The sequence below is a fragment of the Bacillus paralicheniformis genome (genome assembly GCF_001042485.2).
GTDB classification, from domain to species: Bacteria; Bacillota; Bacilli; order Bacillales; family Bacillaceae; genus Bacillus; species Bacillus paralicheniformis.
The window spans coordinates 315,413-329,713 of record NZ_LBMN02000012.1 but is presented as its reverse complement, the minus strand read 5'-3'; the positions used below and the strand labels follow the sequence as shown (position 1 = coordinate 329,713).

The following is a 14,301-nucleotide window of genomic DNA, read 5'->3' as shown; positions in this document are numbered from 1 at the left end:
ATGCAGGGTGAATATACATGCGATACATATATACGGATACGGTAAATTCGCCAATCAGACATTCCGCCTGTCTCCTTCAAATCTGCATTTGATCTACGGACTCAATGAAGCCGGGAAAACGACGCTCATGTCGTTTATTGAAAGCGTGCTGTTCGGTTTTCCGAAGACGAAACGGTACGAGCCGAAAACGGGCGTCATTTACGGGGGGATGCTTGAGGTCGGACACCCTGATTTCGGGCGGATCCGAATCGAACGGACGGCCGGAAAGCCCGAGCGGGTCACCGTTTACTTGGAAGACGGTAGCACGAAGCCGGAAGGTTTTTTAAATGAGCTGCTGTCAGGCGTCGACAGGCAGCTGTATAAAGCGATCTACTCATTTGACGTGTTCGGCCTTCAGGAAATCCATAAATTCAACCGCGACAAAATCGGCCGTTTTCTGCTGTTTTCAAGTCTGTTCGGCTCTGATGCGATTTCCAAGCTGGATGCCGGCCTCGTGAAAAAGCAGGAAGAGCTGTTTAAACCGAACGGAAGGAAGCCGGAGCTGAACCAGGAGCTTGATCGGTTAAAAAGGCTTTCTGAAGATTTGAAAAAGGCGAAAGCGCGGGAAGGCGGCTATTACCGTCTCTTAAACGAAAAAAAAGGCGCTGAGGCGTCGATAAAGGAAAGCGGACAACTGCTCAAAGATCTTGAGCATCTCGTCTTACAAATCGAGCAGGCCATTGAGATTCTGCCGGCGGCCGCGGAAATGCGCCAGCTAAAAGAGCAGCTCGCATCCCTCGGCGGCTCAGAAGAAAGCCGTTTCCCCGAAGGCGGACTTTTCGAGCTCGAAAAGCTCGAATCCCACCTGCATCCAAAAGCGGCTCAGCTGAAGGCGCTGGAAGAAAAAAAGCGCGGTTTGGAACAGCGCGCCGCCGCTTTTGCACCGGCTGAAGACTTCCTCGAGCACGAAGCCGAAGCGGAAGAGCTTTTAACGGCGTATCCGTTTTACCAGTCGTATACCGAAAAAATCGCGTCTTTGACTGAACAGCTTCACCAGATAAACGGACGGGTTCAAGCGGGGCTTGACCGCCTGCAAATCGAGGAATGCGATATCCTCAATGCGGACACCGCGTATGAATACGAGTGGAAACTGCAGGAAACCGTTCAGGCATACATAGAGCTGCGCGAACTGAAGCGGTCGCTCGACGAGCGGTTTGAGCAGGCGAGGGCTGATCTGGAGGAAGCGGAACAGGCCCATGCCGCTCTCAGCAATGAAGTGATGCCCGATGATGTCCGAAAACAAAAGGAAGAAACCCTTGGCCGCCTTGCGTCCGCCGGCGGTCATGCCGGAAGGCGGGAAGAGCTGATCCTTCAGCTGTCCTATCTGAAGCAAGAACAAAAAGTTCGGATGAAAAGAAGAAGGACCGCTTTTGCGGGAGCGCTTTGCGCTGCTTTTGCGGCAGCTTTTGCGGCGCTCTTTTTCAAGGAGTGGTTCCCGGGCGCTTTGCTCGCGCCGATTTTGCTGATATTTGCCGCTTTTATTTTAAAAAAGCCTGAGCCTTCCGCGGCGGCGGCTTTTATTCAAAAACAGCTGGATGATATTGACCACAGCGGTTCAAAAGGCGGAGTAAGCGACAGCGCTTTAAGGGAGGAGCTGTGGAAGGACGACCAAACCCGGCAGCTCCTTATCGCCAAACAAGCTGAGCTCAGACAGAAAGAAGCGGAATATGAAAGAGCGATTCAAAAATTCGAAGAGTGGGAAAAGGATATCCGTCCGTATCAGGAGAAGACCGAGCGCTATTTAAAAGAGCTGAATCTTTCAATTGACCCGTCATTTTTAGCTGATGCGTACGCTTTGATTAAGGAACTCAGAGAGGAAATTTTGAAAAAGCGGGATATCGAGAAGGAACTGAGCCGCCTTCATGCTAAAAAAGCATCCTTTGAAGCGGGATTGAGAAAGCTTGTCACATCCCTCAGCCTTGCGGGCGGAAGCGTCCAAGAGCAGGTGTTTCAGCTGAAAAGCGAGCTTGAGTCCCAAAAAGAGAAACTTCGTCAAAAACAGGAAGCAGACGTGTCTTTAAAGCATGCGGCCGAACAAATCAAAGAGCTGGCGAAAGAGGTGGAATACTTCCAATCTCAAATTGCCGAACTCTTTCAAAAAGCAGGGGCGGACGGCCGTGAGATGTTCGTCGGACTGGCGAAGCGCGATCAAGCCAGAAAAGAACTAACGGCTAGGCTCGGGCAGCTCAAAAGAGAGCTCGGCAGACAGGACGAGAAGGCCGTTATGCTCGCCTCAGGCCACTCTCTGGCAGAACTGAAAGGAAAGCTGGCCGAGACTCAGGAAAAAAGAGCGCGCATAGAAAAGCAGCTGACAGAAGAAAGGCAGACGGCGGCTAATTTCCATGCAGAGCTCGCCAGACTTGAGGAATCAGGAGCGGTATCGGAGCTTGCCTATCAGACCGGGATGCAAAAAGAGCGGGTCGCCGAATTGGCCAAAAAGTGGGCAGCCGTCAAGCTGATCCGGCAGGCGGTCCAAAACAAGATAGATGAACATAAGAAGGTTCGGCTTCCGAAGCTGTTACAGACGGCTGAAACATTACTGAACCCATTGACTGCCGGACAATACGAAAAAATTTATTTTTCTGAAACAGATGATTCCATGATGGTCATGCGGAAAGACGGAGCTCTTTTTTGCGCACACGAACTGTCTCAGGCGACTTGTGAACAGCTCTATTTAGCGATCCGATTCGCTCTGGCCCTCTCCCATCAAAAGAATGTCAAATTGCCGTTCCAGCTGGATGACAGCTTTGTCCACTTCGACCAAGAGAGGTTTAAACAAGTGCTGAACATTTTAAAAAAGCTTTCAGGCGAAGATCAGCAAATCTTGTATTTTACGTGTCATGAACATGTAAGAGAAGCTTTCCGCGATGAAGATGTGATTCTGCTGCCTTCCGGAATGAAAAAGGTGGAAGGAAAGGAGATGACTAACAAATAAAAGTGTGTGCTATAATGATTTTATGTAGGAAAACGGAGGGAGCTTTATCATGGCAAAAGGTATCATGCTGCACGAAGTTGGCGAGCAGGTGGATTTGTACTTGCTCATTAAATCGTCAACGAAAGGAATCGCAAGCAACGGGAAACCGTTTTTAACGCTGATGCTGCAGGATCAGTCCGGAGATATAGAAGCAAAGCTGTGGGACGCCAAGCAGCAGGACGAAGTGACCTACGGCCCGCAGACGATCGTGAAAGTGGTCGGCGACATTCATCATTACCGCGGGCGGAATCAGCTGAAGCTGAGAAACATCAGACCTGCGGGCGACAATGACAATGTCAAAATCGATGACTTTCTTGAGACTGCACCGATTCCCAAAAACGAAATGATGGATGCGGTCACTCAATATATTTTTGAAATGAAAAACCCTAGTATTCAGCGAATCACGAGGCACCTCGTCAAAAAATACGGCAAGGAATTCATTGATTATCCAGCTGCGACGAAAAATCACCACGAGTTCGTATCAGGTCTCGCATACCATGTTGTCTCCATGCTGAACCTGGCCAAATCGGTCGCAGACCTGTATCCGTCGCTCGATCGCGACCTATTGTACGCAGGTGTTATTTTGCATGACCTTGGAAAAGTAAAAGAACTATCCGGACCGGTGTCCACGACCTATACTGTCGAAGGGAATCTGCTGGGGCACATTTCGATTATGGTGACAGAAATTGCAAAAGCAGCCGAAGAGCTTCAAATTGATTCAGAAGAAGTGCTGATTCTCCAGCATTTGATTTTAAGCCATCACGGCAAACCCGAATGGGGCAGTCCAAAGCCGCCGATGGTCAAGGAAGCGGAAATTCTTCACTATATCGACAACCTTGACGCGAAGATCAATATGATGGACAGAGCGCTCGAACGGGTCAAGCCGGGAGAGTATACCGAACGCGTCTTTGCATTGGATAATCGTTCCTTTTACAAGCCTGTTTTTCACAAATAAGCGTCATAACTTGTCTCCCTTTTGCATAATGTCTGATATACAGTTTATTCAAAAAAGGGGGAAAAGCCGTGCTGCTGTTTCCGTGGTGGGTGTACCTTTGCATCGTCGGCATTATTTTCAGCGCCTATAAGCTGATGACGACGGCAAAGGAAGAGGAAAAGATCGATCAGGCTTTTATCGAAAAAGAAGGCCGCATTTATATCGAACGGATGGAAAAAGAAAAAGCACAGCGCATGAAGCGTTCATTGGATGAAGATCAAGAACAGCATGAAAAATCGGCTGATAGTCATTCCATCGCATAAAAAAAGCTGTCCGGCCCCGCGAGGGGAGGACAGCTTTTTTGGCGTCAGCTGCTGCTGCTTGTCTGAGCTTGGCGCTGGTCGACTTGTTTTTTCAACTCTTTGTCTTTTACTTTTAGATCAGCATCTTTGACAAGTTTGTCGATAACAGATTGCAGTTCAGTTTGATCGTTTTGTTTTTGTTCTTGGACCTCTTTTTTGAGATCTTTTTTCATGTCTTCATATTTGCCGCGCTCTTCGTCTTTCTTAATGATGTGATAGCCGAATTGCGATTTCACAGGGCCGCTGATTTCGCCGGTTTTCAAAGCAAACGCAGCTTTGACGAAATCCTTGTCCATGTTATCTTCCTTGCCGACCCATCCGAGGTCGCCGCCTTTTTCGGCTGTTCCGTCAGTTGAATACTCTTTTGCAAGGTCTTCGAATTTTTCGCCTTTTTTCAGCTTTTTCTCAACTTCTTCAGCCGTTTTCTTTTCCTTCACAAGAATGTGGCTCAAGTGGATTTTGCCTTTCAGGCCGTCATAATATTCTTTTACGTCATCATCGGTTACTTTTATGTTATCCTTTGCGGCTTTTTTCATGAGAAGTTCGTATTTGATCTGTTCTTTGACGAAGTCTTCGCCTTTCTGCTCAATGAGCTGGTTGAGCTGGTCACCCATCGACTTTTTGTACTCGTTCAGCTTTTTGTCGATTTCTTTGTCGGAGACATTGTATTTATCATCGAGTACTTTTTGCTGAACGAGCATGTTCAGTGCGTCCGCTCCGGCATTGTCTTTTAATGTTTGATAAAGGTCTTCTTTTGTAATATTTCCAGCTTTTGTTTCTGCAACAACCTCAGAGTCTCCTCCGCTGCATGCGCTGAGAGCCAGCACACTTGTCGCTGTAATCGCCGCAATTGCAATCTTCTTCATAAATGCAAACACTCCTAATCATAACAGTTTAAACTTTCCTTTGAATTGTATCATATCATATTCTGACATGCTGTAAAAAGATTTTCAACAGAGGGGCATCCGTCTAGTCAAATTTTCTTTCCGCTCATACAAATATATTGATCAAGAAAAGGAGGTCAATAACATGAGCGGAGGATACTCAAGCGGTTTTGCTTTATTGGTCGTGTTGTTCATTTTATTAATCATCGTTGGTGCAGCTTATCTGTACTAAAACCTTAGAAAATGAGAAAAGAACCGTCATTTTTTCAGGCGGTTCTTTTCTTTTGGACGATAGCCTAATCGTTTCATGACATTCGTGCATACACTAATGTAACGACTGGGGCAGAGGAGGTGTCAATATGGGCGACGGTTATACAGGAGGTTTCGCTGGCGGCTTTGCGCTGCTTGTGGTACTGTTCATCTTATTAATTATTATTGGTGCTTCTTGGATATGCTAATCAACAAAAGGATAGCTGCCGGATCAATACGATCGGCAGCTATCCTTTTTTTCTTTACACCGTAAAGGAAATCTCAATGAATGATGAGATCAATAAAATTAAGATCAGCACATTAATCATTCTAAACACCTTATCCTGCCGTTCTTCAGGAATCTCTCTGACAAGGCATAAAGAGTTTGTAAGCTTGTTTATGTTGAAGACAGTAAAAACCGCAAACAAGATGAAATAAAAAAGGATGATAGGAGATCCCCCTCTCTGTTTCTGCTCCATACTACATTACCAAATATTTATTAAAAAAGATAGAAAATAGACTGAAAAAAAGGATTTTCCAAGTGCCGAGCGGCTGGATTATTTTTGTATTAAAATATCAAAATCGTCGGCTTCCTGATCGACATAGCAGTTTTTAGGCGCTTTGATCAGTTTCCAGGCAAACAGAAAATCAGGCAGACAATAGCCGAAATGAATACTTGAAATGATGCAGAAATAATGAGCAAAGCTCGGCATCACAGCCCCCGCGTAAAATAAAGCAGGCGTGATGACGAAAAAAGGGCAGAGAAGAGAGACAAGCATCGTGTTTTTTGGAACTTCTCTCCATGTTCTCATTTTCAACCAATAAATCTTTTTTTCTATTTTTTTCTTGCTGATCAACGGCAAGATATGAAGAATTTTATGGGCAATTATAGCCGCAACCAATAGTCCTGCAAACAAAAGGGCATGATCGCCTCTCTGAACAGTTTGCGGATGAATCAGCTGCATCGCTAAATATTCGGGAATAAAAAATAAAATCATTAAACTGACGGCAGTGAGCACGATGCGCATGCCTCCATAATCTTTAACGAGATTGATGGTTTTCCAGCAACTCATAAATGACATCCTTCCGTTTCAACAAACTGTTATATGAAATCCTCAGAATAATTTACTCCTCTGGATGAGAAAAATCAATCCCTTTTTCGAAAAAAATTTCGTCATTTTCCAAAGAATTTAGAAGGGTGTAAAAGGAACAGAAATCTCCCGTGTTGAACTTTCATCAGAAGGGAATATCGGCTAAAATAAGAGAAAGGGAGAGAAGGGACAAATATGAACTCTATGGAGCAACGCCTTGAGCGGCTGGAATATTACATCAAACTGTTATTGAACAATGCGGATATGAAAGAGTATCCGTATTATAAAATGTTGATCGAAAAGGGCTTATCAGAGGAAGAAGCAAAGGAAACGGAAAAGCTGTGCGAAGAGCTCTCAAAGGAGCTTGAAGCACAAAAAGCGCAAGGATATGTGATGTTCGATCATCTCCTCACGCTTTTTGCGGGACAGTTAAATGAAAAACTTGAAGTGCACGAAACGATTTTCGCCCTTCACAGACAAGGTCTGTACAAACCGCTGATGAGCGAATTCATCAGCATTATCAGGCAATACGATCTGGCTTAGTTTTTAAGAGGCTCAAGCGGTTTGTCCATCTCTATCGATTCCCCGGCTTCTTTTGCTTCTTGTTTTTTCTTCATTTTGCCCTCTTCGCTCGTAAATTCACTTTCGATGTTTGAAAACGATTTTTCGAAAATTTCCATGAAGTCATCGCCGTAAATATGGCGGATGATCGACATCATCTCGACGATTTCTGGAAACTTCCCGTACAGCTGATGAAGGGGCTGAGCGCCTTTTAAGACGGCATTCCGGGTCGGATCGTAAGACTCGAGGATTTTAAGGAAAACGTCTTCACCTTTCGGAGTCAGCTGAATGTAAGTGTTTCGTTTGTCATTCAACTTTTTGGAAAACTCCAGGTAACCTCTTTCCTCAAGTTTTTTTGAAAAATTAAACGCTGTGGATACGTGCATGACGCCGAACTTGGCGATTTCCGAAATGGATGCACCGTTCAGCTGGTAGGCGATCCACAAAATATGATGCTCGTTAATGTTCAGATCATAAGGTTTAATCCACTGCTGCCAATCCTTTTCTATTGACTTCCAAAGCGCCTTGCTAAGCTGTGCCATTCTTTGACTGAATAAAAGGGCTTCTTTCACCGTATAGGGCTCTTCCGCTCGATTCATTCACTTCACCTGCTTCTCTTTATCTTATAATTTCTATTATGCCAATAAAATAAAGATTAATAAAGATGTAAATTTACGAAATTTTTAAAAAATCCAGCTTTACGGTGTGAAATCAGGATTTTACCCAAAAAAAGAGCGTGAAAATTTTCCATTCACACCCCTTTTTTAAGGTTCATTTTTTTCGCTGAGTATATTAGTTTTGTAAGGTTTTCTCCAGCTGTTTTATCTTTTCTTCAATCTCAGCGATTTCCTTTTTTAAGTCCTGCTGGTGAGGTTTGATTTCCTCGCGCCATTCCTGGATGGACGTTTGCAGTTCGCTGCCGACGTCTTTGATGATTTCCGCGCCTTCTATGGCGGTTTTGACGAATTGCTCTTTTAATGCGATTCCGTCGTTTTTCAGCCTTTTGACGGTGTCTTCCCATTTACCGCAGTTGGCTTTTAGCTGTCCTCTCAAGTTTTTTCCTGAAGTCGGCGCGGTCAGCAATGCTGCAACACCGCCAATAACACCGCCTACAATCAGTCCAGCTGCTAAAGATCGGCCTTTTGACATGTACATCACCCCGGTTATATTTTTAAAGATCAGGCTTGGCAGGCACCCGTCTTCTCATGATTAGATATTGGCGTTCGAGCCGGGCCATCCGTTTCTCTTCTTAGAAACTTCTGCATAGCTTGCTTTATTTTAGCATACTTTTAAAAAAAGGAGGGAGAGGGTTGTCTGTCATTATCATTGTTTTGACAATTTTAAGCGCTGTGTTTACCGCCGGCTCCTTTTATTATTTAAGGCTTCTCGGATATTCTGCATCTTACCCGCCGAAACGCATTCTTAAACAAAAAGCGCTTTTTTGCACGGGAAGCGCAGGATTGGCGCTCCTGCTCCTTTTTTTTATTCAGCTTCTTATATAAAATATCGGGCGGATTCCCCTTTTTTTGACCATCAAAATGAAAAAAACCTCTTCAAAAAAAGGATAACCCTTTTCAAGAAGAGGTTCTGGTTTTATTTGACTTGTTCAATCAGCCTTGAGCGCTTCATGATCGACTGCACGATCGGGAAGATGACCGCCATGGCGATCGTGTTGATCAAGGCAGCAGGTAAAACGACAACAGAAAACAGGGTAATGAACCCCTGGTTTCCAGGCAGGCCGACGATGAACAGCGCAGCCGTAAGGAAAATGGTTCCGGAAAGAACCGTTCCTGCAGCAGTTAATCCGGCGGCGGCAAGCGTTTTGCTGTTCAGCTTTTTCACAAGCAGAAATACGCCGAAAAACATCAAGGCTGTTAGCGGTTTGTCGATGATGTTGGGCAGCTGTCCTCCCGGAAAAGCCGTTGTCAACGCGGAAATAACGCCTGTCACGATTCCGATGACAAGAACATTTTGCAATCTAGGGAACAAAAGGATTCCCATAAACATCATGATCAGCATCATATCCGGCTTCATTCCGTAGAAAAAAGGCGGAATCACAGCGTGAAGCGCCGCTCCAATGGCGACAAACAGGGCCATAGCCACTAATTCTTTTGTTTTCATGTCTATTCTCTCCTCATCTAGGCTCTTTTTACGCTTTCCAATAATATGCTCGTCATTTATTGCGAAAGCTTTCTAGTAGTATATCAAACTTTCGAAGGAATGGGGAAGCCTTTTTTCGCCATCTTCCATCATCAGGATAAACCATCAGTTTTCTTCGCGGAATTTCTTCATAAAGGCCGCCAGCTTTTCGCAGTCTTCAACAGATACGGCATTGTAAATCGAAGCGCGGCAGCCTCCGACCGAACGGTGTCCGCCAAGCCCTGACATTTTTTCTTCCTTTGCCTTTGCGATGAATGATGCTGTCAGCTCATCATTTTTGAGCGTAAAGGTGACGTTCATGTTTGAGCGGCTGTCTTCTCTCGCATGGCCGCGGTAGAATCCGCCGCTTTCGTCGATCGCGTTGTATAAAATACCGGCCTTTTCTCGATTGCGTTTCTCAATGGCATCGAGGCCGCCTTTTTCCTTGAGCCACTCCAGCACGAGAGACAGCATATAAATCGCAAAAGTCGGAGGGGTATTGTAGAGAGAATCCGCTTTGGCATGTGTTGAGTACTTCAGGATTTTGGCAACTTGCTCGTTTTCTTTGCCGAGCCAGTCTTTTTTCATGATGACAACGGTCACCCCTGACGGTCCGAGGTTTTTCTGAGCGCCGGCATAGATGATGTCAAATTGGGAAACATCGATTTTTCTGCTTAAAATATCGCTGGACATATCAGCGACAACCGGAATCGGAGCGTCAGGGAACTTTTGCCACTGCGTTCCGAAGATCGTGTTGTTGGAAGTCAGGTGGAGGTAAGCACCGTCTAGCGGAATCTCCGGTACTTCGGGAATATAGCTGTACGTATCTTCTTTACTGGACGCGATGATCGATGTGTTTCCGAAGAGCTTCGCTTCGGCGAGCGCTTTTTCAGACCAGGCGCCTGTCATTATGAAGTGCGCCGTTTTGTCTTTGGAGAGGAAGTTCATCGGAATCATTGAGAACTGAAGGCTTGCTCCGCCTTGCAGAAACATGACTTCATAATCATCAGGTATGTCCATCAGTTCCTTTAACAGAGCTTTCGCTTTTTGATGAACGGCGTCATACTCTTTGCTGCGGTGGGACAGCTCCATCACGGACATCCCCGCACCGTTGAAATCAAGAAATTCGTCTTTCGCCTTTTGCAGTACTTCTAAAGGCAGTGCTGCCGGTCCTGCGTTAAAGTTCGTTGTACGTATCATCACAATCGCTCCCTGTTCATGTATAAAAATATAAAACCATCCTAACATAAAAGGTTCCGGTTATACATAAAAAATTTGAATTGTGTGAAATATAGAACAAAGTCTATTTAGTCGTGCCGGGCGATCTGATAAATGTGGAGTTTTTTTGAACGAAAAAAAGACGCCGGCAGCTGCCGGCGCCCTTGGACAATGTCTCGATTACAGGTGCTTGTTGATGGAAGCTGCAATGTTCTGCAAGTCTTCCGGTGAATAGTCGTCCGCATGTGTTTTCCAGACGGCTCCGAATCCGTCTCCTTTGCCGTAGCGGGGGATGATGTGCATGTGATAGTGGAAGACGGACTGCCCCGCTTTTTCGCCATTGTTATTCAGAAGGTTTAAGCCGATCGGCTCGTATTCGTCTTTGATAGCTTGGGCGATTTTCGGAACCGCTTCAAAAAATTCCCTTGAAACATCAGGTGTCATTTCGTAAATATTGGTTTTATGAACTTTTGGAATCACAAGCGTATGCCCTTTTGTGACTTGGCTGATGTCGAGAAAAGCCAGTACATGTTCATTTTCAAATACCTTTGCACAAGGGATTTCTCCGTTTATGATTTTGCAGAAAATACAGTCGCTCATACTTTTCCTCCTTTTTCCATCAGGGAAAGGTTATGTATAAGCAACATATTACCACAATTTGCGCGAAAACACGAAAAACAGGATGAACGGCTCCAACGTTCACCCTGCCTGAAGAAGGTACGCTTTAACGAAGAAACGTTAACTGCCTTTTGCAAGCACCCCATTTTCGTCAAAATGAAAGCTTGTAACGCCTATACATTTCCTGCGACAAACACCTCATTTGATCGTCACACCTTTTTTATATGACGGAGATGTCAAATAAAGCAGGTGCTTTCTCAATTCAGTGGATGAAAGAAATTTCTAAGCTTGACATGTTTCATACTCAGGAACTCTTGCCGATTTTGTCTTTGACAAACACCTCATTCGCCAGAGTTGATAAGCTTTCCCTTCTTCAAGAATTAGAATGTCCTGATGCGCATTCGATTATTCGTTTTATTTTAAGGCCGAAAAGCGGGAGGGAAAACGTTTCAAATACATTCTTGTTTTTGGTACTATTAAGAAAAATGCAGGAAAGGAACGAACGTATGTCACTACTGACTGTTAATGAGTTAACTGGAGGGTATACAAGAAACCCGGTGCTGCGCGATGTTTCATTTGCGATTGAACGGGAGCAGATCGTCGGGCTGATCGGTTTGAACGGAGCGGGGAAAAGCACGACGATCCGGCATATCATCGGCTTAATGGAACCGCACAAAGGATCGGTTGAATTGAACGGCAAAACGTTCATGGACGATCCGGAAAGCTATCGTTCCCAATTTACGTTTATTCCGGAAACGCCGATTTTATATGAAGAGCTGACATTGAAGGAGCATTTGGAGCTGACGGCGATGGCGTATGGCCTTTCGAAGGAAACGTTCGAGAAAAGGCTTCCGCCGCTTTTGAAAGAATTCAGAATGGAGAAGCGCCTGAAATGGTTCCCTGCCCATTTTTCAAAAGGTATGAAGCAGAAGGTTATGATCATGTGCGCTTTCCTTGTCGAACCCGACCTGTACATTATAGACGAACCGTTTCTCGGTCTTGATCCGCTGGCGATCAATGCCCTTCTCGAGCGGATGAACGAAGCGAAGAAAAACGGAGCGGCGGTTTTGATGTCGACGCATATTTTGGCAACGGCAGAGCGGTATTGCGACTCCTTCATTATTCTCCATAACGGCGAAGTGCGGGCGAAAGGAACGCTTGATGAGCTCAGAGAGCAGTTTTCGATGGAAGAAGCGAGCCTCGACGACCTGTATCTTGAACTGACGAAGGAAGAGAGCTATGAATAGCATTCTGGGGATTTGGAAGACAAGAATTGAGGAGTATGTCAAAGAAACAAGATCATATTTGAAATACATGCTGAATGACCACCTTGTCATCGTCATGATTTTTTTCCTTGCAGGAGCTGCGAGCTGGTACAGCAAATGGCTGAAAGAGATGCCCGAAGGTTTTCCCGCCTATTGGGTGATGGCCGTCATCTTTTCGTTCATTTTGACAGGCTCATACGTCCGCACGCTAATTAAAGAAGCGGATCTCGTCTTTTTGCTGCCGCTCGAAGCAAAGATGGAGCCGTATTTTCAGCAGGCTTTCCGATTCAGTTTGTTGACGCAGCTTTTTCCGCTGGCCGCCGCGGCCCTCGCTTTGGCACCGCTCTATTTTGAAGCGAGCGGCCAGGCATTTTCCGCGTACTTCATCTTGCTGATTCAGCTGCTCGTCTTAAAAGGATGGAACACAGCGATGCAATGGCGGATGACGTTTTTCGGCGAAAAAAACATGAGGGTCACCGACTGGATTGTCAGACTGCTTCTCAACACGATCGCGATCTATTTCGCTTTAGCGTCTTCATACGGATTTGCAGCAGCTGTCTACCTGATCATGGCCGCTCTGTATGTGTATTTTAAAATGATCGATAAGAAAAAATCGTTTAAATGGGAGCTGCATATTGAAGACGAAATCAGAAGAAAGCAGCGGTTCTACAGAATTGCGAACCTATTCACAGACGTTCCCCATCTTAGAAAGCAGGCGAAAAGAAGAGCATATCTCGATTGGATGCTCCGGTTTATTCCGTATGAACAGCGCCGGACATTTACATATATGTACGGAAGGGCCTTTATCAGATCAAACGACTATTTCGGTATCGTCGTCAGGCTGACCGCAATTTTTGGTATCATCATCGCTTATTTTTCGACATATGAGTGGGTTTCTGCGGCGCTCATCGTCTTTACCGTATTCATTACAGGAATTCAGCTGACGCCGCTGTTTGATCATTTTTCACATTTGTCCTTGCAGGAGCTTTATCCCGTCAAAGCTGCAGAAAAGCGGAAGAGCTTTTTCGGTCTGCTTCACATTGTTCTGAGCGTCCAGGCGCTTGTTTTGTCTGCCGTTGCCGGAGCCATGATGCAGTGGACCGGGATGCTTGCCGGACTGGCCGGCTCCGCATTGCTTATATTTGTAATTTTGAAGCCTTATTTCAACAGCAGATTGAAGAAAAATGCCAAGAGATCATGAATCCTTTTCTTTTTAAGCAAGTATGATGAAAGAAGAGGTGAGAGGCGCATGAATGAAAACCAGCTTTATTTGGAGGAAGCGATCCGCTGGAAAATGAAGTTTCTCAGAAAGCCGTCGATGGCTGAGCGGATGTCGAAAGGCGTGCAGTCGAAAATCAACGCCCGCATTCCCGCCAAAGTTCATAAAGCGATAACAGAAAGCATTAAAAAGATGGTCGAGGCCACTTTGCTCGGCTCGAATTTGACGACTTTTGACAAGAAAACAGGCGCGCTTTCGCTAAGGGAAAAAGATGAGCTGGCTCAGAAGACGATTGCCCAGTATCAAAAGGCGGCTGCCGTTGAAGGGATCGGAACAGGTGCAGGCGGGATTTTTCTCGGACTGGCGGACTTTCCGCTTTTGCTCGGCATCAAAATGAAATGCCTGTTCGAATTGGCGTCGATTTACGGATACGATATCAAGGAAAAAGAAGAGCGGATGTTTCTTCTGTATATTTTTCAGCTCGCCTTCTCAGGGGAAGCTCACCGAAAAGAAATTTTCCGTATGATTGAACATTGGGAAACCGAAAAGCGCGAAATCGATTGGCTGGCATTTCAGCAGGAATACCGGGACTATCTCGATCTTGTAAAGCTGTTTCAGCTTGTGCCGGGCTTCGGCGCGGTCATAGGCGGAACGGCTAACTATAAGCTGCTTGGGCATCTTGGGGAAACAGCGAGACACGTTTTCCATATGAGGTTGATACATGAGACAGCCGGATATTGATGATCCG

Annotated in this window: 18 protein-coding genes; 10 read left to right on the top strand and 8 right to left on the bottom strand. The window is 45.5% G+C overall.

Translation table 11 applies throughout. The annotated features are described in order from the left end of the window. Positions 1-7: 7 nt before the first annotated feature. The 3 genes from ACH97_RS10740 (at position 8) to ACH97_RS10730 (ending at position 4,270) form a co-directional block, all read left to right on the top strand. A complete protein-coding gene (locus tag ACH97_RS10740) occupies positions 8-2,974 on the top strand; it encodes an ATP-binding protein (protein ID WP_048350507.1) in 2,967 nt (988 codons plus the stop codon). Between the two features lie 49 nt (positions 2,975-3,023). After that, the gene (gene yhaM / locus ACH97_RS10735) at positions 3,024-3,968 is read left to right on the top strand and encodes a 3'-5' exoribonuclease YhaM (RefSeq protein WP_020450791.1); all 945 of its coding nucleotides are present in this window, start codon (positions 3,024-3,026) and stop codon (positions 3,966-3,968) included. A gap of 68 nt (positions 3,969-4,036) precedes the next feature. Continuing rightward, positions 4,037-4,270: a sporulation YhaL family protein gene (locus ACH97_RS10730; protein ID WP_020450792.1), complete on the top strand. Its 234-nt coding sequence runs from the start codon at positions 4,037-4,039 to the stop codon at positions 4,268-4,270. Positions 4,271-4,314: 44 nt separating this feature from the next. Here ACH97_RS10730 and ACH97_RS10725 read toward each other — a convergent pair whose 3' ends face one another. Next, positions 4,315-5,175: a peptidylprolyl isomerase gene (locus tag ACH97_RS10725; RefSeq protein ID WP_020450793.1), complete on the bottom strand. Its 861-nt coding sequence runs from the start codon at positions 5,173-5,175 to the stop codon at positions 4,315-4,317. A gap of 163 nt (positions 5,176-5,338) precedes the next feature. Between ACH97_RS10725 and ACH97_RS22870 the strand changes: the two genes are divergently transcribed. Continuing rightward, positions 5,339-5,425, top strand: a complete 87-nt coding sequence (locus ACH97_RS22870) for a YjcZ family sporulation protein (RefSeq protein WP_003180245.1) — start codon at positions 5,339-5,341, stop codon at positions 5,423-5,425. 127 nt (positions 5,426-5,552) lie between these two features. Further along, positions 5,553-5,651: a YjcZ family sporulation protein gene (locus tag ACH97_RS22865; RefSeq protein ID WP_020450794.1), complete on the top strand. Its 99-nt coding sequence runs from the start codon at positions 5,553-5,555 to the stop codon at positions 5,649-5,651. Positions 5,652-5,705: 54 nt separating this feature from the next. On the opposite strand, the gene ACH97_RS10720 is transcribed toward ACH97_RS22865, so the two are convergent. After that, on the bottom strand, positions 5,706-5,921 hold the full coding sequence (locus ACH97_RS10720) for a hypothetical protein (protein ID WP_003180249.1): 216 nt from the start codon (positions 5,919-5,921) through the stop codon (positions 5,706-5,708). Positions 5,922-5,999: 78 nt separating this feature from the next. Next, the gene (locus tag ACH97_RS10715) at positions 6,000-6,515 is read right to left on the bottom strand and encodes a DUF3267 domain-containing protein (RefSeq protein WP_020450795.1); all 516 of its coding nucleotides are present in this window, start codon (positions 6,513-6,515) and stop codon (positions 6,000-6,002) included. A gap of 213 nt (positions 6,516-6,728) precedes the next feature. Here ACH97_RS10715 and ACH97_RS10710 point away from each other — a divergent pair, with 213 nt between their 5' ends. Continuing rightward, positions 6,729-7,076: a YhaI family protein gene (locus tag ACH97_RS10710; RefSeq protein WP_020450796.1), complete on the top strand. Its 348-nt coding sequence runs from the start codon at positions 6,729-6,731 to the stop codon at positions 7,074-7,076. On the opposite strand, the gene ACH97_RS10705 is transcribed toward ACH97_RS10710, so the two are convergent. Both ACH97_RS10705 and ACH97_RS10700 read right to left on the bottom strand, forming a co-directional pair. Beyond that, a complete protein-coding gene (locus ACH97_RS10705; RefSeq protein WP_020450797.1) occupies positions 7,073-7,693 on the bottom strand; it encodes an HTH-type transcriptional regulator Hpr in 621 nt (206 codons plus the stop codon). The two genes, ACH97_RS10710 and ACH97_RS10705, sit on opposite strands and share 4 nt — an antisense overlap. A 193-nt stretch (positions 7,694-7,886) precedes the next feature. Then, a complete protein-coding gene (locus tag ACH97_RS10700) occupies positions 7,887-8,243 on the bottom strand; it encodes a YtxH domain-containing protein (protein WP_003180256.1) in 357 nt (118 codons plus the stop codon). Positions 8,244-8,404: 161 nt separating this feature from the next. Here ACH97_RS10700 and yhzF point away from each other — a divergent pair, with 161 nt between their 5' ends. Next, positions 8,405-8,596, top strand: a complete 192-nt coding sequence (gene yhzF / locus ACH97_RS10695; protein ID WP_020450798.1) for a membrane protein YhzF — start codon at positions 8,405-8,407, stop codon at positions 8,594-8,596. Between the two features lie 91 nt (positions 8,597-8,687). Here yhzF and ACH97_RS10690 read toward each other — a convergent pair whose 3' ends face one another. From ACH97_RS10690 to ACH97_RS10680, 3 genes are all read right to left on the bottom strand, one after another. After that, positions 8,688-9,215 carry a tryptophan transporter gene (locus ACH97_RS10690; protein WP_020450799.1) on the bottom strand — a complete coding sequence of 176 codons (528 nt, stop codon included), beginning with the start codon at positions 9,213-9,215 and terminating at the stop codon, positions 8,688-8,690. A gap of 144 nt (positions 9,216-9,359) precedes the next feature. Further along, the gene (gene serC, locus ACH97_RS10685; RefSeq protein ID WP_020450800.1) at positions 9,360-10,433 is read right to left on the bottom strand and encodes a 3-phosphoserine/phosphohydroxythreonine transaminase; all 1,074 of its coding nucleotides are present in this window, start codon (positions 10,431-10,433) and stop codon (positions 9,360-9,362) included. Positions 10,434-10,631: 198 nt separating this feature from the next. Next, positions 10,632-11,051 (bottom strand): HIT family protein, encoded by a 420-nt coding sequence (locus ACH97_RS10680; protein WP_020450801.1) that lies wholly within the window; start codon positions 11,049-11,051, stop codon positions 10,632-10,634. A gap of 524 nt (positions 11,052-11,575) precedes the next feature. Between ACH97_RS10680 and ACH97_RS10675 the strand changes: the two genes are divergently transcribed. The 3 genes from ACH97_RS10675 to ACH97_RS10665 are packed head-to-tail and all read left to right on the top strand — an operon-like array spanning position 11,576 to position 14,294. Beyond that, positions 11,576-12,316 carry an ABC transporter ATP-binding protein gene (locus ACH97_RS10675; RefSeq protein WP_020450802.1) on the top strand — a complete coding sequence of 247 codons (741 nt, stop codon included), beginning with the start codon at positions 11,576-11,578 and terminating at the stop codon, positions 12,314-12,316. Continuing rightward, positions 12,309-13,535, top strand: a complete 1,227-nt coding sequence (locus tag ACH97_RS10670; protein ID WP_020450803.1) for an ABC transporter permease — start codon at positions 12,309-12,311, stop codon at positions 13,533-13,535. The genes ACH97_RS10675 and ACH97_RS10670 overlap by 8 nt, the downstream gene beginning before the upstream one ends. A 48-nt stretch (positions 13,536-13,583) precedes the next feature. Beyond that, positions 13,584-14,294 carry an EcsC family protein gene (locus tag ACH97_RS10665; protein ID WP_003180270.1) on the top strand — a complete coding sequence of 237 codons (711 nt, stop codon included), beginning with the start codon at positions 13,584-13,586 and terminating at the stop codon, positions 14,292-14,294. The last annotated feature ends 7 nt before the right edge of the window (positions 14,295-14,301 follow it).

Bases quoted from the DNA above. Each gene is read 5' to 3' on its own strand.
- ACH97_RS10665 (WP_003180270.1), top strand. From the start codon at position 13,584: ATGAATGAAAACCAGCTTTATTTGGAGGAAGCGATCCGCTGGAAAATG.
- ACH97_RS10680 (WP_020450801.1), bottom strand. From the start codon at position 11,051: ATGAGCGACTGTATTTTCTGCAAAATCATAAACGGAGAAATCCCTTGT.
- ACH97_RS10690 (WP_020450799.1), bottom strand. From the start codon at position 9,215: ATGAAAACAAAAGAATTAGTGGCTATGGCCCTGTTTGTCGCCATTGGA.
- ACH97_RS10720 (WP_003180249.1), bottom strand. From the start codon at position 5,921: ATGGAGCAGAAACAGAGAGGGGGATCTCCTATCATCCTTTTTTATTTC.
- ACH97_RS10725 (WP_020450793.1), bottom strand. From the start codon at position 5,175: ATGAAGAAGATTGCAATTGCGGCGATTACAGCGACAAGTGTGCTGGCT.
- ACH97_RS10715 (WP_020450795.1), bottom strand. From the start codon at position 6,515: ATGAGTTGCTGGAAAACCATCAATCTCGTTAAAGATTATGGAGGCATG.
- ACH97_RS10700 (WP_003180256.1), bottom strand. From the start codon at position 8,243: ATGTCAAAAGGCCGATCTTTAGCAGCTGGACTGATTGTAGGCGGTGTT.
- serC (WP_020450800.1), bottom strand. From the start codon at position 10,433: ATGATACGTACAACGAACTTTAACGCAGGACCGGCAGCACTGCCTTTA.
- ACH97_RS10710 (WP_020450796.1), top strand. From the start codon at position 6,729: ATGAACTCTATGGAGCAACGCCTTGAGCGGCTGGAATATTACATCAAA.
- ACH97_RS10705 (WP_020450797.1), bottom strand. From the start codon at position 7,693: ATGAATCGAGCGGAAGAGCCCTATACGGTGAAAGAAGCCCTTTTATTC.
- ACH97_RS10675 (WP_020450802.1), top strand. From the start codon at position 11,576: ATGTCACTACTGACTGTTAATGAGTTAACTGGAGGGTATACAAGAAAC.
- ACH97_RS22870 (WP_003180245.1), top strand. From the start codon at position 5,339: ATGAGCGGAGGATACTCAAGCGGTTTTGCTTTATTGGTCGTGTTGTTC.
- ACH97_RS10670 (WP_020450803.1), top strand. From the start codon at position 12,309: ATGAATAGCATTCTGGGGATTTGGAAGACAAGAATTGAGGAGTATGTC.
- ACH97_RS22865 (WP_020450794.1), top strand. From the start codon at position 5,553: ATGGGCGACGGTTATACAGGAGGTTTCGCTGGCGGCTTTGCGCTGCTT.
- yhaM (WP_020450791.1), top strand. From the start codon at position 3,024: ATGGCAAAAGGTATCATGCTGCACGAAGTTGGCGAGCAGGTGGATTTG.